13 protein-coding genes are annotated in these 14,175 nt (G+C 72.6%); 3 read left to right on the top strand and 10 right to left on the bottom strand.

What is annotated here, in order from left to right; translation table 11 throughout:
* Positions 1–15: 15 nt before the first annotated feature.
* Positions 16–1,152 carry an AAA family ATPase gene (locus tag CRYAR_RS28275; RefSeq protein WP_035867287.1) on the top strand — a complete coding sequence of 379 codons (1,137 nt, stop codon included), beginning with the start codon at positions 16–18 and terminating at the stop codon, positions 1,150–1,152.
* Here the strand turns inward: CRYAR_RS28275 and CRYAR_RS28270 are convergent.
* The 4 genes from CRYAR_RS28270 to CRYAR_RS28255 are packed head-to-tail and all read right to left on the bottom strand — an operon-like array spanning position 1,149 to position 4,919.
* Complete coding sequence (locus CRYAR_RS28270) at positions 1,149–2,021, bottom strand: ROK family protein (protein ID WP_035856410.1); 873 nt, start codon at positions 2,019–2,021, stop codon at positions 1,149–1,151. The genes CRYAR_RS28275 and CRYAR_RS28270 overlap by 4 nt on opposite strands.
* On the bottom strand, positions 2,018–3,151 hold the full coding sequence (locus CRYAR_RS28265; protein ID WP_035856409.1) for a sugar ABC transporter permease: 1,134 nt from the start codon (positions 3,149–3,151) through the stop codon (positions 2,018–2,020). The genes CRYAR_RS28270 and CRYAR_RS28265 overlap by 4 nt, the downstream gene beginning before the upstream one ends.
* Entirely contained in the window at positions 3,148–3,870 is a 723-nt protein-coding gene (locus CRYAR_RS28260; protein WP_035867285.1) for an ATP-binding cassette domain-containing protein, read from the bottom strand. The genes CRYAR_RS28265 and CRYAR_RS28260 overlap by 4 nt, the downstream gene beginning before the upstream one ends.
* Positions 3,870–4,919 (bottom strand): sugar ABC transporter substrate-binding protein, encoded by a 1,050-nt coding sequence (locus tag CRYAR_RS28255; RefSeq protein WP_035856408.1) that lies wholly within the window; start codon positions 4,917–4,919, stop codon positions 3,870–3,872. Before CRYAR_RS28255 ends, CRYAR_RS28260 begins: the two co-directional genes overlap by 1 nt.
* A 116-nt stretch (positions 4,920–5,035) precedes the next feature.
* On the opposite strand from CRYAR_RS28255, the gene CRYAR_RS28250 reads away from it, so the two are divergent.
* On the top strand, positions 5,036–6,223 hold the full coding sequence (locus CRYAR_RS28250; RefSeq protein ID WP_035856407.1) for an ROK family transcriptional regulator: 1,188 nt from the start codon (positions 5,036–5,038) through the stop codon (positions 6,221–6,223).
* Here CRYAR_RS28250 and CRYAR_RS28245 read toward each other — a convergent pair whose 3' ends face one another.
* Genes CRYAR_RS28245 through CRYAR_RS28230 form a run of 4 tightly spaced genes read right to left on the bottom strand, consistent with a single transcriptional unit; the run spans position 6,224 to position 10,665 of the window.
* Complete coding sequence (locus CRYAR_RS28245) at positions 6,224–7,630, bottom strand: argininosuccinate lyase (protein WP_035856406.1); 1,407 nt, start codon at positions 7,628–7,630, stop codon at positions 6,224–6,226. It lies immediately after the preceding gene.
* Complete coding sequence (locus CRYAR_RS28240) at positions 7,627–8,469, bottom strand: carbohydrate ABC transporter permease (protein ID WP_035856405.1); 843 nt, start codon at positions 8,467–8,469, stop codon at positions 7,627–7,629. Before CRYAR_RS28240 ends, CRYAR_RS28245 begins: the two co-directional genes overlap by 4 nt.
* Complete coding sequence (locus CRYAR_RS28235) at positions 8,459–9,358, bottom strand: carbohydrate ABC transporter permease (RefSeq protein WP_084701048.1); 900 nt, start codon at positions 9,356–9,358, stop codon at positions 8,459–8,461. Before CRYAR_RS28235 ends, CRYAR_RS28240 begins: the two co-directional genes overlap by 11 nt.
* Entirely contained in the window at positions 9,355–10,665 is a 1,311-nt protein-coding gene (locus tag CRYAR_RS28230) for an ABC transporter substrate-binding protein (RefSeq protein ID WP_035856404.1), read from the bottom strand. Before CRYAR_RS28230 ends, CRYAR_RS28235 begins: the two co-directional genes overlap by 4 nt.
* A gap of 136 nt (positions 10,666–10,801) precedes the next feature.
* Between CRYAR_RS28230 and CRYAR_RS28225 the strand changes: the two genes are divergently transcribed.
* The gene (locus CRYAR_RS28225) at positions 10,802–11,800 is read left to right on the top strand and encodes a LacI family DNA-binding transcriptional regulator (protein WP_211247679.1); all 999 of its coding nucleotides are present in this window, start codon (positions 10,802–10,804) and stop codon (positions 11,798–11,800) included.
* Here the strand turns inward: CRYAR_RS28225 and CRYAR_RS43770 are convergent.
* Together CRYAR_RS43770 and CRYAR_RS28215 are read right to left on the bottom strand one after the other, a co-directional pair.
* Positions 11,779–13,269 (bottom strand): transglycosylase domain-containing protein, encoded by a 1,491-nt coding sequence (locus CRYAR_RS43770; protein WP_051571049.1) that lies wholly within the window; start codon positions 13,267–13,269, stop codon positions 11,779–11,781. The two genes, CRYAR_RS28225 and CRYAR_RS43770, sit on opposite strands and share 22 nt — an antisense overlap.
* The gene (locus tag CRYAR_RS28215) at positions 13,266–14,111 is read right to left on the bottom strand and encodes a S1 family peptidase (RefSeq protein ID WP_035856403.1); all 846 of its coding nucleotides are present in this window, start codon (positions 14,109–14,111) and stop codon (positions 13,266–13,268) included. Before CRYAR_RS28215 ends, CRYAR_RS43770 begins: the two co-directional genes overlap by 4 nt.
* Positions 14,112–14,175 lie beyond the last annotated feature (64 nt).

Genomic DNA, 14,175 nt, shown 5'->3' with positions numbered 1-14,175 from the left:
GCTAGCGTGGTCGGAGTGATCACCACGCTGGCCGTCGAGAACTACCGATCCCTGCGTCATCTGGTGGTGCCGCTGGGCCGACTGACCGTGGTCACCGGGGCAAACGGCAGCGGCAAGTCGAGCCTTTACCGCGCGCTGCGGCTGATCGCCGACTCGGCCCGCAACGGCGCGGTGGCGGCGCTGGCCCGCGAGGGCGGCCTGGCCTCGACGCTCTGGGCCGGGCCGGCGAACGGTTCGGTCCCGAACCGGCCGTCGGGCGCGGCTCGGGGCAACGCGGTCAGCCTGCGGCTGGGCTTCGCCGGCGACGACTTCGGCTACGCGATCGACTTCGGCCTGCCCCGGCCGTCGAGCTCGGCGTTCGCGCTGGATCCGGAGATCAAGCGGGAAGCGATCTGGGCCGGGCCGTTCCTGCGCCCGGCCGGGCTGCTGGCCGACCGGGCCAACGGCGCGCTGCGCCTGCGCGACGGCCGGAGCTGGCTCCCGATCCCCGGCGTCCTGGCCAGCTACGACAGCATGCTCAGCGAGTACTCCGACCCGCAGCGCGCCCCGGAGATCCTCGAGGTCCGCGACCGGATCCGCTCCTGGCGGTTCTACGACCACCTGCGCACGGACGCCGACGCCCCGGTGCGCCAGGCGCAGATCGGCACCCGCACCCCCGTGCTCGGACCCGACGGCGCCGACCTCGCCGCCGCGCTCCAGACGATCCGGGAGATCGGCGACGCCGACGCGCTGGACGTCGCGATCGACGCGGCCTTCCCGGGCAGCACGCTGGCGATCGAGGACGAGACCGGCCGGTTCGCGCTGCGGCTCAGCCAGCCCGGCCTGCTGCGGCCCTTCGGTGCGGCCGAACTGTCCGACGGGACCGTGAAGTACCTGATGTGGGTGGCGGCCCTGCTCACGCCGCGGCCGCCGGCCCTGCTGGTGCTCAACGAGCCGGAGGCCAGCCTGCACCCCGACCTGCTCCGGCCGCTGGCCGAGCTGGTCACCACCGGTTCGGCGCGCACCCAGGTCGTGGTGATCAGCCACTCGCGCGCGCTGGTGAGCGCGCTCGACGCCGACCACTCCATCGAGCTGGTCAAGGAGCTCGGCGAGACGTGCGTCGAGGGCCAGGGCCGTCTCGACGAACCGCCGTGGCACTGGCCCGGCCGCTAGCCCGCGTTCTCCAGCGCCAGCGCCATCGCGCCGATCAGCGGCGCGTCGTCGACGAAGTGCGCCAGCGTCAGCTCCGGCGGGAACGGCACCGCCCGCGCCAGCACCGCGGACACCCGCGGCACGATGTGCTCGGCCGCACGCAGCAGACCGCCGCCGAGCACCACGGTCGAGGGGTCGAGGGCCACGCAGAGGTTGGCGACGACGCGCGCCAGCGCGTCGACGGTGTCGTCGAGCAGGGCCGCCACGGCCGGGTCGTCGCGCTGCGCGAACAGCGCGGCCGCCGTCATCGGTCGCCCCAGGAGCGCGGATCCGCGCCGGCTCAACGCCATCCCGGAGACGACGTCCTCCAGCGGCGCCTGCCCGTCGGCGAAGTACCCGTCACCGCGCTCACGCAGGTACGCGATCTCGCCGGCCGCGCCGTGCGCTCCGGCCACCACGCGCCCACCGGCCACCAGCGCCGCCGCCAGCCCGGTGCCGACGTTCACGTAGAGACCGACGTCGACCCCGCGCAGCGCACCCCACCGCAGCTCGGCCGCCGCCCCGGCGTTGACGTCGTTGTCGATCGCGACCGGCGCGTCGCCGAACCGTTCGCGCAGCAGCGCGGGCAGCGCGAGCCCGTCCCACCCCGGCACGTTGGGCGCGAGCCGGATCCGGTCGCCCCGGACGACGCCGAACGTCGAGACCCCGACGGCCGCGGGGGAGTCCACGAGTTCCCGCGCCGCGTCGAACGTGCGCCGCACGGCCTGCAGCGCCCCCGCCGTGCCCAGGGTGTCCAGGCGCACGGTCGCGCTGGGCCGGGACGCACCGACCGACGCCGCGGCCAGCGCGATCTTCGTCCCGCCGAAATCGATCGCCAGCACCTGACTCACGAAGGCGCACCCCGGCGAGCCACCGAGTCCACCGCGATCGCGAGCGCCAGGACCCCGGCGGTCACCATCAGCCGCACCGACGAGTCGACGCTCAGCAGCAGCATGCCGTTGGTGATCGACTGGATCACCAGGATGCCCAGCAGCGCGGCGTAGGCCCGGCCCCGGCCCCCGAACAGCGAGGTCCCGCCGATGACGGCCGCGGCGATCGCCATCAGCAGCGTGTCGCTGCTCCCGGAGCTCTGGTTGACCGCGGCCAGGCGGCTGGCCGCGAGGATGCCTCCGCAGGCGGCGAGCATCGACGCCGCGGCGAAGCAGATCAGGCGGATCCGGGTCACGTTGATGCCCGCCCGCCGGGCGGCCTCGGCGTTGCCGCCGACCGCGTACACGTGCCGGCCGAACACCGTGTGGCGCAGGACCAGGTCGACCACGACGACGAGCGCCGCGAACAGGACGAGCAGCAGCGGCACGCCCCGGTCGGCCGAGAGCACGGCGACGACGACGGCGAGCACCAGCCCCAGCCCGCCGAGGCGCAGCCCCACTCCGACGAGCGGCGTCACCGGCAGCGACGCGGCCCGGCGGAGCCGGCGGTCGAGCACCGCGCTCGCCGTGCACACCACGACGACCAGCCACGACATCCACGTCGGCAGCCAGGTGTCGCTCAGCTTCGCCAGGAACCCGTCGAACGGCAGGTTGATCGTGCCGCCGCGGCCCAGCAGGTACAGCATCAGGCCCTGCCACCCGATCAGCCCGGCCAGCGTCGCGACGAACGACGGCATCCCGAGCCGGGTGAACATCCACCCGTGCAGCAGCCCGATCAGCGCCGCGCCGAGCAGCGCCACCGCGATCGCCGCCACCGGGGGCCAGCCGTGCTTGACCGACAGGATCGTCATGATCACCGCGGACAGCCCGCTGACCGACCCGGCCGACAGGTCGATCTCGCCGAGCAGCACCACCATGATGATGCCGAGCGCGATGGTGCCGGTGGCGGCCATCTGCAGGGCCAGGTTGGTGAGGTTCTCGGGGGAGAGGAACCGGTCGTTCAACGAGCGGAAGACCACCGCGATCAACACCAGCCCGACGACGACGGGCCAGGCGCCGAGGTCGGCGCGCGCGCGTAACCGATCGATCATGAGGCCGAGCTCCCGGTGATGGCACCCACGATTTCCTCCGGAGTGGACTGCGCCGTGCGGAACTCCCCGGCGTTGCGGCCGAGGCGCAGCACGACGACCCGGTCGCTCACCGCCCGGACGTCGGCGAGGTTGTGCGAGATCAGCAGCACCGCGAGCCCGCGGTCACGCAGGCGTCGGATCAGGTCGAGCACCTGCGCGGTCTGCTCGACGCCGAGCGCGGCCGTCGGCTCGTCCAGGATGACCACACGTGGTTCGCCGACCAGCGCCCTGGCGATGGCCACCGACTGACGCTGGCCGCCGGAGAGCATCGCCACCGGCACGCGGATGTCCCGGATCCGGACGTCGAGCGAGGTCAGCAGGTCCCGGGCGGCCCGTTCCATCCGGATCGGCCGCAGCACCGAGAAGCGTCGTCGTTCGTCGCCCAGGAACAGGTTGGCGACGACGTCCAGGTTCTCGCAGAGCGCCAGGTCCTGGTGCACGGTCGCGATGCCCAGCCGCTGCGCGTCGTGCGGTGAGCCGATACGCACCGGGCCGTCGTCGCGCTCGATCACGCCCTGGTCCGGGATCACCACGCCGGACAGCACCTTGACCAGCGTGGACTTGCCGGCGCCGTTGTCGCCGACGAGCGCGACGACCTCGCCGTCCGGCAGGTCCAGCCGGACGTCGTCGAGGGCCTGGACCGCGCGGTAGCGCTTGGAGACGCCGGAGGCCGAGAGCATTACTTGATGCCCTGGCGGTCGCAGGCCGCCTTGACTTCCGCGGTGCAGAGGTCGGCCGCCCGGTAGAAGCCGTCCTTGACGATCGTGTCGCCGACCTTGTCCGCGGTCACCGGGATCGGGTCGAGCAGGAACGCGGGAATCTCCCCGACCTTCGTGGGCGCGGTCGGCTTCTCGCCCTTGACCATGGCGACCGCGAGTTCGGCGGCCTTCTCGGCCTCGCTGCGGATGTCGAGGTAGATCGTCATGTACTGCTCGCCGGTCAGGATCCGCTGCACCGCCGCGAGTTCGGCGTCCTGCCCGGTGATCGGCGGCAACGTGGTGTAGCCGGCCCGCTTCATCGCGGCGATCGCGCCACCGGCCATGCCGTCGTTGGCCGAGAGCACCCCGACGATCGACTGCCGGCCGAGCGCGGTGATCGACTGCTCCATCTCCTGCTGGGCCTTGTCCGGGCTCCAGTCGGGGGTGTCGAACTCGCGCCCGATCTTCACCTTGCCGTCGAGGACGTTGTGCGCGCCCTTCTTGTAATCGGCCGAGCTGGGGTCGGTCGGGGCGCCGTTGATCATGACGATCTGGCCCGTATCGGCCGTACCGGCCTTGGTGAGCGCGTCGAGCAGGGCCTGGCCCTGCATCTCGCCGACCCGGACGTTGTTGAACGAGACGTAGTACTCGTAGGTGATCCCGGTGATCAGCCGGTCGTAGGCGATGACCGGCACGTCCTTCTGCTTGGCCTGGTTGACCAGCGGTGCCACCGCACCGGCGTCGACCGCGTCGAGCACCAGCGCGTCCGCGCCCTGGGTGAGCGCCGCCTCGATCTGTTGCTGCTGCTTGGCGGCGTCCTGATCGGCGTTGGAGTAGAGGATCTTGCAGTCGGCGCAGAGCGCCTTGACCTTGGCTTCGAACAGCGGGCGGTCGAACGCCTCGTAGCGCGTGGTCTTCGACTCCGGCAGGAACAGGGCGATCGTCTTGGCGTCGGAGTCGCCCGACGACGATCCGTTGCTGCAGGCGGTCACTAGGAGAAGAGCTAGGACGGCGACGATTCTGGCCCTCATGGCGGCGCCTCTCTCGCGGGGTGTGGAGTGGATCGTGGGCCATCCTCGCGCGTTTGGCAATGTCCTTTACAAAATTGGTAAGTGACCTTTACGAATCGGTGTGGCAGCCTGGTGAGGTGCAGACCGCCAGTACGACGGCGCTTCTCCGGGTCATGAACGAACGGGCGGTCTTCGCCGCGGTCTTCCGGCTCGGCCGAGCGTCCCGCCCCGAGTTGGCTCAGCTGACCGGGCTGTCGAAGCCCACGGTCGCGGTGGCGCTCACCAACCTGGAGAGCGCGGGCCTGCTCCGCCAGACCGGCTCGCGCTCGGGAGCGGCCGGTCGCTCGGCGCTGCTCTACGAGGTGCGGCCCGCGGCCGGGTACGTACTCGCCGTCGACATCGGACGCGCGTACGTGCGGATGGCGCTGGCCGACCTGGTCGGCGACGTCGTCGCGCGGGTCGACGATCCCGCGGCCGGGCCCGGCGCCGACGACCTCGTCGCCCAGCTCGCCCGGCTGGCCGACGAGCTCACCGCCACCGCGGGCGTCGGCCGCGGCGACGTCACGCTGGCCGTGTTCGGCACCCCCGGCATCCACGACGAGGCCAACGGCTCGCTGCACCTCGCGCCCAACCTGCCGGGCTGGGAGCAGCGCGACAGCCTGGACCGGCTCGCCGGCGTCGCCGGTCCGACGTACACGGTGGAGAACGACGTCGACCTCGCGGCCATCGGCGAGGCCACCTACGGCCTGGGCCGCGACGTCCCGCACTTCGTCTACCTGCACATCGGTACCGGCCTCGGGATGGGCATCGTGATCGACGGGAAGCTCTACCGCGGGTTCCGCGGTGCCGCCGGCGAGATCGGGTACCTGCCGATCGGCGAGGGTGACCCGCTGCTGCACCAGCCCGGTGTCCGCGGCCGCGGCATGTTCGAGTCCGTCGCGTCGGCGGCCGGCGTGGTCGCGACCGCGAAGCGTTTCGGCATGACCGGCGCGACGAGCGCGAAGGACGTCCTCGACGCCGCCCGCGCCGGGGACGAGGCCGCACGCCGCGCGGTGGACCAGGAGGTCGAGCACCTCAGCCGGGCCGTGGCCGGGGTGGCCGCGGTGCTCGACCCGGAGCTCGTGGTGCTCGGCGGCGGCGTGGGCAGCCACGCCGGTGACCTGCTCACCGCCCCGCTGCTCGACCGCCTCGGCCACCTGGTCGCGCTCGAGCCGCCCCGGATCGAGGTCTCCACCCTCGGCGGTGACGCCGTCCTGCTCGGCGCGCTCGCGTCGGGTCTGGCCGCGGCCCGCGACCTCGTCCTCGACCGCGCGGCCACCGCCTGATCAGCCCTCGGCGAGCGTCCGCGCCTCGTCGACCAGCCGGGCCCGCGCCTGCGACACCCGGTTCGTGAGGGTGTCCACGGTCCGCCGGAGCCGGGTCAGGTCGTCGGCGGCGCGGGCCGCGAGCTCCGCGCGCCGCGCCGACGCCGTGCCGCCGGCGCTGGTCCGGCTCTCCACGAACGCACCGGGATCGAGGAGCCCGGTGCCGGACGCGTCCGCCGCGACCAGGCGCGCGACCACGTCGTGGGCCTCGCGGTAACTCACGCCGCGGGTGCGGACCAGGTCGTCGGCGAGCGCGCTCGCGGTCGACCAGTGCGCCCCGGCCGAGTCGCGCAGCCGGTCGCGGTCGACCTCCAGCGTCACGATCGCCGCGCCGAGCAGCGCGGTCGCGCCGACCGTGTCGGCGCAGTACCCGGGGAGGCGGTTGTGCACGTAACCCTGGTCGGCGTCGGTGGACGTGGCGAAGTGCAGGAGGCCGAGCTGGCTCGCGCCCCATCCGGCCGCGTCGCCGGCCAGCGCGCGGATGCGTTCGAGCGCGATCGGATTGCGCTTCTGCGGCATCATGCTCGACGTCCCGCAGAGCGACGCGTGCACCCGCACCATCGCCACCTCGGAGGACGACCAGAAGTACAGGTCGGACGCGCACCGGCTGAGCCCGGCCAGCGTGAGCCCGAGCACGCCCGCCAGCTCGGCGCCGACGTCGGTGGCCGAGAGCCCGGCGTCCCGGGCGTTCGGGACCGGCCGGTCGAACCCGAGGTAGGCCGCCGTGAGATCACGGTCGATCGGCCAGGACGTGCCGCTGTGCGCGGCCCCGCCCAGCGGGCACTGGTTGAGGCGCCGGTAGGCCTCGACCAGGCGGTCGACATTGCGTGACACGGACCAGTAGTGAGCGTTGAAGTAGTGCCCGAGCGTGGTGGGCTGGGCGTGCTGGAGATGCGTGTAGCCGGGGCTGAGCACGTCGTCGTGGGTGGCCGCGGCCTCCAGCAGGGTGGCGCCCAGGTCGATCAGCGCACGCAGCACCGCCAGCGTGCCCCCGCGGTCGGCCATGCGCAGGCCGGTCGCGTTCTGGTCGATGCGGCTGCGTGCGCGCTGGATGTCGAGGCCATCGGGGCCGCACGCCCGTTCCAGGTACCGCTCGAGGTGCAGCGTGATCGTGCCGATCTCCGGATCGTTTCCCAGCGCGGCGGCCGCGTCGCCGTCGAGCAGCTCGAGGAGCGCGCGGACGACGGTCCGGCCCTGGCCGGCACCGAAGATCCGTTGCCGGGTGAGCATGAGCGCGTGGGCCAGATCGATCTGGACGAAGCTGTCGGCGTGCGCGAGTTCGTCGTCGAGCTCCACCGCGTTGACGTGCCGGACCAGCAACGCCGACGGGCCGACCGAGAGGCGGCCGTCGGTCAGGCGGGCGGTCATTTGACGGCTCCGGCCGTCAGACCGGCGGTGATGTGCCGCTGGAGGAGCAGGAACGCCACCACCAGCGGCGCCGAGACGACGAGCGAGGCGGCCATCACCTGGTTCCAGTAGACGTTGGCCTCGCTGGTGTAGGCCTGCAGCCCGACCGAGAGGGTGCGGGTGTTCTCCGCGGTCAGCACCGAGGCGAAGAGCACCTCGCCCCACGCCAGCATGAACGAGAAGATCGTCACCGCGACGATCACCGGCCGGGCCGCCGGGAGCAGGACGCTGACCAGCAACCGCAACGGGCCGCAGCCGTCGACCTTGGCCGCGTCGTCGAGACCGCGCGGAATCGACTCGAAGTAGCCGACGAGCATCCAGATCGAGTACGGCAGCGCGAACGTGAGGTAGGTGATCACCAGCCCGGTCCGGGTGCCGACGAGCGTCACCCCGGTCAGCCGGTCGATCATGACGAAGAGGAGGAAGAGCGGCAGCAGGAACAGGATGCCGGGGAACATCTGTGTGGACAGGATCGCGAGGCGGAACGGTTCGCGGCCCCGGAACCGCCAGCGGCTCACCGCGTACGCGGCCAGCACGGCCACCGTCACCGACAGCGCGGTGGCGATCCCGGCGACGATCACCGAGTTTGCGAAGTACCGGGCGAGCGGCACCGTCGACCACATGTCGACGAACGGCCGGACCGTGGGCTCGGTGGGGATCCAGTGGAAGCCGCCCTGGACCGCGTCGAGCGGCTTGAGCGCGGTCGTCACCATGACGACGAGCGGGGCGCAGACGAAGACGGTCAGCACCGTCAGCGTGCTCCGCCGGAAGAGGCGGTAGCCGCGGGTTTCATGCTTCATGGACCCTCCGTCGGGTCAGGAGAAGGTAGGCGGCCGTCACCAGCACGAGGAAGAGCAGGAGCAGGACGCTCATCGCCGATCCCAGGCCGAAGTTGAACGTCAGGAACGAGTTCTGGTGGATCTCGACGCTGATCAGCCGGGCCTGGTCGGGCACCGCGCCGCCGAACAGCACGTACGGCGTCTCGAAATTGCGGAACGTGCGCAGGACCATCACCAGGACCAGCACCTGGTTGACCGGGGACAGCATCGGCAGCGTGATGCTGCGCGCCTGCCGCCACGGGCTCGCGCCGTCCATCACCGACGCCTCGTACACCTCGTCGGGTACCGACTGCAGCCCGGCCATGAGCATCAGGAACGCGAACGGCCACTCCCGCCAGATCTCCACCGCGCACAGCGACCAGAACGAGTTCGAGCCGATGAGGTAGAAGGCGTTTCCGTCGAGCAGGCCGAGCTGGTCGACCAGCAGGTGGTTGAGCATCCCGGTGTCCCGCTGCAGCAGGAAGCGCCAGGTGATCACCGCCGCGAAGACCGGCAGCGCGTACGGCACCAGGAACAGCGCGCGGAGCACCCCGCGCCCCCGGCCGGACCGCTGCAGCGCGAGCGCGCCGGCGAAGCCGAGCCCCCACGACACCCCGACGACGAGCACGCTGAAGCCGACCGTCACCAGGAACGACTGCAGCAGCGACGCGCCCACCGGCCGATCGGCGTCCAGCACGACGCGATAGTTGCCGGTCCCCGCCCACGGAGCTTCCCACCAGCGGCCCAGCTGGAACTGGGTGAGCCGGAGCAGGCTCATCAGCGCGCCGACGAGCATCGGCCCGAAGTGGATGAACAGCTCCAGCAGCAGGGCGGGGAGCAGGAACCAGTAGGGCGTCCACCGCCTGCTCATCCGCCCGCGCCCACCGTGCCGGCGGCCGACTTCAGCGCCGCCCTGATCGCGGCGTCGTCCGGTTGCCTGCCGGTAGCCGTGTCGGCGAGCCAGCTGACCACGTCTTTGCCGACGAGCGTCTCGAACTGCGTCTCCTGCGGCACGCGCGGCATCGGGACGGCCCGCCGGGCCAGCGTCTCGCGGGCGATCAGCTGCTCCGGCGTCCGGAAGGCGTCGCCGGTGACGTCCTTGACCGGCGGAACGGTGCCGTAGGCCGTGTTCAGCGTCACCTGCTCCGGTGCGCTGGTGAGGAACTCGACCAGGCTGACGGCCCCGTCCCGGTTGTCGGTCGAGTTCAGGATCGCGACGTTGGTGCCGCCGACGAACGAGGCCACGTCCCGGGCGCCGGGCCCGGTGCTCCTCGGCATCGGTGCGACACCGTAGTCCTCGTCGGTGAGCCGGTAGTCCGCGAGCGTCCGTCCGAGCGTCTGGACGAGCATCATGCCGGCCTTGTTCGCGGCGAATGCCGAGTAGACGTCGGCCCAGTCGGCGTTCTCCGCGTCGGACGGGTTGACGATGCCGTCCGCACCCATCCAGGAGAGGTACTGCTGGATGCCGGCGACCGCCGCCGGTGAGTCGAAGGTCGGCTTGGTGCCGTCGAAGTACTCCGCGCCCCGGGCGGTGCCGAGGATGTAGGCGTAGTGCAGCGCGATCGTCGTGGCCTGCCCGCGCAACGCCAGGCCCCACTGGTCAGGCGTGCCGTCACCGGTCGTGTCCCTGGTGAGCTTCCTGGCCGTGGTGACGAACTCGTCCCAGGTGGCCGGCGGTGCGGTGATGCCGGCCTCGCGGAAGAGTTTCTTGTTGTAGTAGAGCTGGTAGACCTTGGTGTAGAGCGGAACCGCGGCCGGCGGCGCTCCGGCGGCTCCGGTCGTCTCCAGCGCCGCGGGCTCGAACCGGTCGGCGCCACCCACGCCGTCCAGCAGGTCCTCGTCCCACTCGACGAACGCGCCGGTGGCCTGCAGCGACGTCGACCAGGTGTTGCCGACGTTGACGACGTCGGGGCCCTGGCCGCTCGTCGTCGCGGTCAGGATCTTGGTGAGCAGCTCGGTGAACGGCACGACCTCCAGGTCGACCTCGACGCCGGTCCGCTCGGTGAACTCACGCAGCTCCGGTTCCAGGATCTCCTTGTCGCGCTGGACGCTCGGCGACTGCTGCGACGCCCAGTAGGTCAGCACGGTCCGGTCGCTCCCGCCGTCGCCCTGACACGCGGTGCCCGTCGCGAGTAACACCACCACCGCGGTCGCGGCGGCTCTCCATCGAGCGCGCATAGCCGGTCCTCCCGATGTAATCGTTAACATTGGCGGCAAGTGTTGGTCAGCACGACGCGAATGTCAACGTTTACAATCGAGCCGTCAGCGCTTCCGGGCCGTAGGGGTGATCGTGCGAACGTCGGACCGTTCCCGGGTGACCGTCACCGACGTGGCGCGCGCCGCCGGGGTCAGCACCGCCACCGTCACCAGAACCATCCAGGGCTCCGCACTGGTCACACCCGCGACCAGGGAGCGGGTGCTCGAGGTGGCGCAGCGGCTCGGGTACTCGCCCAACCCCACCGCCCAGGACCTGCGCCGCGACCAGCGCACCGCGGCGATCGGCCTGGTCACCGCGGGCTTCACCAACATGTTCCAGGCCGGGGTCGCGGCCGGCGCCGAGCGCGAGCTCAACCGCACCGGCCTGCACCTGGTGATCGGCTCCACCGACGACGACGTCCGCCGGGAGCCGGAGCTGGCCCGCACGATGGTGGACCGCCGGGTCCGGGCGCTGATCATGATGCCCGACGGGGACGAGCGTGACTTCCTGCGCCCCGACCGGACGTTCGCCACGCCGGTCGTGCTGGCCGGTCGCCCGGCCAACGGCCTCGACGTCGACGTCGTGATGACCGACGACGACCGCGGCGTCCAGGATGCGACCGCCCGGCTGGTGGCGCTCGGGCACCGGCGGATCGCGGCGCTGGCCGGCCGGGCCGGTTCGTTCCGCGCGGACCAGCGGCTCCGCGGCTTCCGGGCCGGGCTCGCCGCGCACCGCGTCGAGGAGGATCCGTCGCTCGTCGTCACCGGTCTCACGACGACCGACGAGGCCAGGGCGGCCGCGTGCCTGCTGCTCGACCGCGCGGATCCGCCGACCGCGATCCTGGCGCTGAACCTGGGCATCAGCACCGGCGCCCTGCTCGACCGCATCGCGAACCGGCGTTCGAACGCGTTCATCACGCTGGACGAGACCGAGCTCTCGGCCGGCCTGGGCATCACGGCGATCACCAGGGACCCGCAGGAGGTCGGGCGGCAGGCGGCGCTGCTCGCGGTCGCGCGCATCGCCGACCCGGACGCTCCACCCCGGACGATCGTGCTGCCGAGCACGGTCGTCGAGCGGGGGTCCGGGGAGGTGGGTCACCCGGCCTCGGCGAGGTAGTCCGACCAGATCCCGGCCGGGATGCCCTCGCCCCGCACGCGCTCGCCGGAGCGGGCGTCACGCATCGGGAAGTCGTCGCCGCTGCTGCCCACCCACACCGCGACCGCGCGGTCGGCGGTGAAGCCGCACATCCAGGCGTTGGTGTTGCCGTCCGAGGTCCCGGGCCGGGCCGCTGCGTGCGCGGCGAGCACGCCGGTGGCCTCGCTCGGCAGCACCCGGTACCCGGGTGAGGGCCGGCGTTCCCGGACCACGGTGCCGTCGGGCGCGGTGACCCGCTGGACGAAGTACGGCTCCCGGGCGAGGCCGTCGTCGGCGAAGGTGGCGTAGCCCGACGCCTGGTCGAAGGGGGACACCGTCGGGAGGTCGGTGTCGGGCACCGGGGAACCGCCGAGCCTCGCCGCGAGGACGTAGGGCCAGTACGTCTCGGCGGCCAGCCGGGCCGTGTCGGCCTGGTCGAGGTACCCGTACCCGGCCTCGCCGCCGTAGTACGCGGTGACCCGGCCGGTCGAGGGCTCGATCGCGACCACGGCGGCGGTCAGGCGCGGGTCCTGACCTCGCAGGTGGGTCGCCACCGCCCGCGCGGCCCGCTGCTGGTCGGCCCAGTCGAGCGTCGTCGTGATCGTGTACCCGCCGGTGTAGAGCTGCTGCTCGGTCAGGACGCCGTCGAGTTCCCGCTCGATCCGGCCCCCCAGCACACCGCGCCAGCCGGAGCGCAGCGCCTCCCGGGCCGAGGCGGACGCCCTCCGCGCGACGGTGCCCGGGAACGATCGGCTCCCCGGGGACAGGTACCCGCTCGCGACCATCCGGTCGATCAGGTACTGCCAGCGGCCCCGCGCGCTCCCCGGTCTGATCCGGGGATCGAAGTTCGTCGGGTCCTTGATCACGGCCGCGAGCACGGCGCCCTGCGCGGCGGTGAGTTCGTCGACGTCGCGCCCGAAGTAGGCCTGCGCGGCCGCCTGGATCCCGAACGCACCGCGACCGAAGTAGATCGTGTTGAGGTAGCCCTCGAGGATCTCCTCCTTCGACGCGGTGCGGGCGAGCTTGCCGGCGAGCACGAGCTCCTTGGCCTTACGCGAGTAGCTGCGCTCGCGGGTGAGGTCGAGCGCGTTGCGGACGTACTGCTGAGTGATCGTCGATCCGCCGCCGCTGCCCGCGTTCCGGCGCACGAGCCCGAGAACCGCGCGGCCGATCCCGGAGAGCGACACCCCGTCGCTGTCGTCCCAGAAGCCCGCGTCCTCGGCGGTGACCACCGCGTCCTGCACGTGGCGCGGTACCCGGCCCAGCGGCACCCGCTGCCGGTTCTCGGTCGCGAACAGCGCCAGCGGGTGCCTCCCGTCGGCGGAGACCGCGGTGCTGGTCTGGGGCTGGTCCGGGAACGGCGGCAGGTCCACCGCGTGGAAACCGGCCACCACCAGCGCCAGGACTCCGATGAGGACACCGGCGCCGACCCGCACCACCCACCGGATCACCGGCGCCCGGCCCGGGCCCGCCAGGCGCCGAGGAGCACCACGAGCACCACCAGGCCGCCCAGGGCGAACCGCCCGAGCGGTACGCCGCCCCGGACGGTGTCCTCGATCCAGCCGCTCAGGTTGTCGGTGCGCGCGCCGATGTCCGCGCCCGGGTGCGGGCAGGACGGCCCGGTGCTCACGATCCCGACCAGCACCGCGACCCCGTCCGGCCGTTCCCGGAAGTACGGCCCGCCGGAGTCGTGCTCGCACGCGCTGGTGTCCGGGCCGGGAACCCGGCCGGAGATCTCCAGCACGGTGTCGGAGACCCGGTCGACGACGAACTGCCCGGTCTGCTGCCGGGTCGCGGGGGTGTAGGCGCCGTCCCGGATCGTCAGCCCGTATCCGGCCAGGCGCACGGCCTCGCCGACCGATGGCGGTGCGGTGCCGACCACCAGCGGCTCGATCCCGGGAACGTCGGCGTCGAGCCGGGCCAGCGCCACGTCGGCGTCGCCGGCCTGGCGCACGTCGACGACCTCGCCCTCCCAGCCGCCGGCCCCGTCCAGGTCGGCCCGGCCGACGGTGGCGGTGGTGCGCCGCGCGACGGTGCGGCTCACCCGTCGCCCGTCGGCGTCGCGGAAGCAGTGGCCGGCCGTGATCACCCACCGCGGCGCGATCAGCGCGCCGGAGCAGGAGCTGTCCCGGGTGCCGGACCCGGCGGCCGGCAGGCCGGACATCGACAGCAGCACCGCGAACCGATACGCGCCGTCCTCACCGTGGGCGATCGCGGCGGCCGGCCGGACACCCACCGGAGCGACGGCCGCGGCCGCCGTCAGCACGGTGACGGCGAGGAACCGAAGGAACATGGGGATTTATGCTGCGATTCAGCTCGTCCGACGGCGTTAAGCGACGTCTTGACGGATCTTTTAT

It is taken from the genome of Cryptosporangium arvum DSM 44712 (assembly GCF_000585375.1).
Classification (GTDB): Bacteria; Actinomycetota; Actinomycetes; order Mycobacteriales; family Cryptosporangiaceae; genus Cryptosporangium; species Cryptosporangium arvum.
Note: the sequence above shows the minus strand (reverse complement) of the source record. Positions and strands in the feature narration are given on the sequence as shown.

Bases quoted from the DNA above. Each gene is read 5' to 3' on its own strand.
- CRYAR_RS28265 (WP_035856409.1), bottom strand. From the start codon at position 3,151: ATGATCGATCGGTTACGCGCGCGCGCCGACCTCGGCGCCTGGCCCGTC.
- CRYAR_RS28260 (WP_035867285.1), bottom strand. From the start codon at position 3,870: ATGCTCTCGGCCTCCGGCGTCTCCAAGCGCTACCGCGCGGTCCAGGCC.
- CRYAR_RS28255 (WP_035856408.1), bottom strand. From the start codon at position 4,919: ATGAGGGCCAGAATCGTCGCCGTCCTAGCTCTTCTCCTAGTGACCGCC.
- CRYAR_RS28245 (WP_035856406.1), bottom strand. From the start codon at position 7,630: ATGACCGCCCGCCTGACCGACGGCCGCCTCTCGGTCGGCCCGTCGGCG.
- CRYAR_RS28240 (WP_035856405.1), bottom strand. From the start codon at position 8,469: ATGAAGCATGAAACCCGCGGCTACCGCCTCTTCCGGCGGAGCACGCTG.
- CRYAR_RS28235 (WP_084701048.1), bottom strand. From the start codon at position 9,358: ATGAGCAGGCGGTGGACGCCCTACTGGTTCCTGCTCCCCGCCCTGCTG.
- CRYAR_RS28230 (WP_035856404.1), bottom strand. From the start codon at position 10,665: ATGCGCGCTCGATGGAGAGCCGCCGCGACCGCGGTGGTGGTGTTACTC.
- CRYAR_RS28215 (WP_035856403.1), bottom strand. From the start codon at position 14,111: ATGTTCCTTCGGTTCCTCGCCGTCACCGTGCTGACGGCGGCCGCGGCC.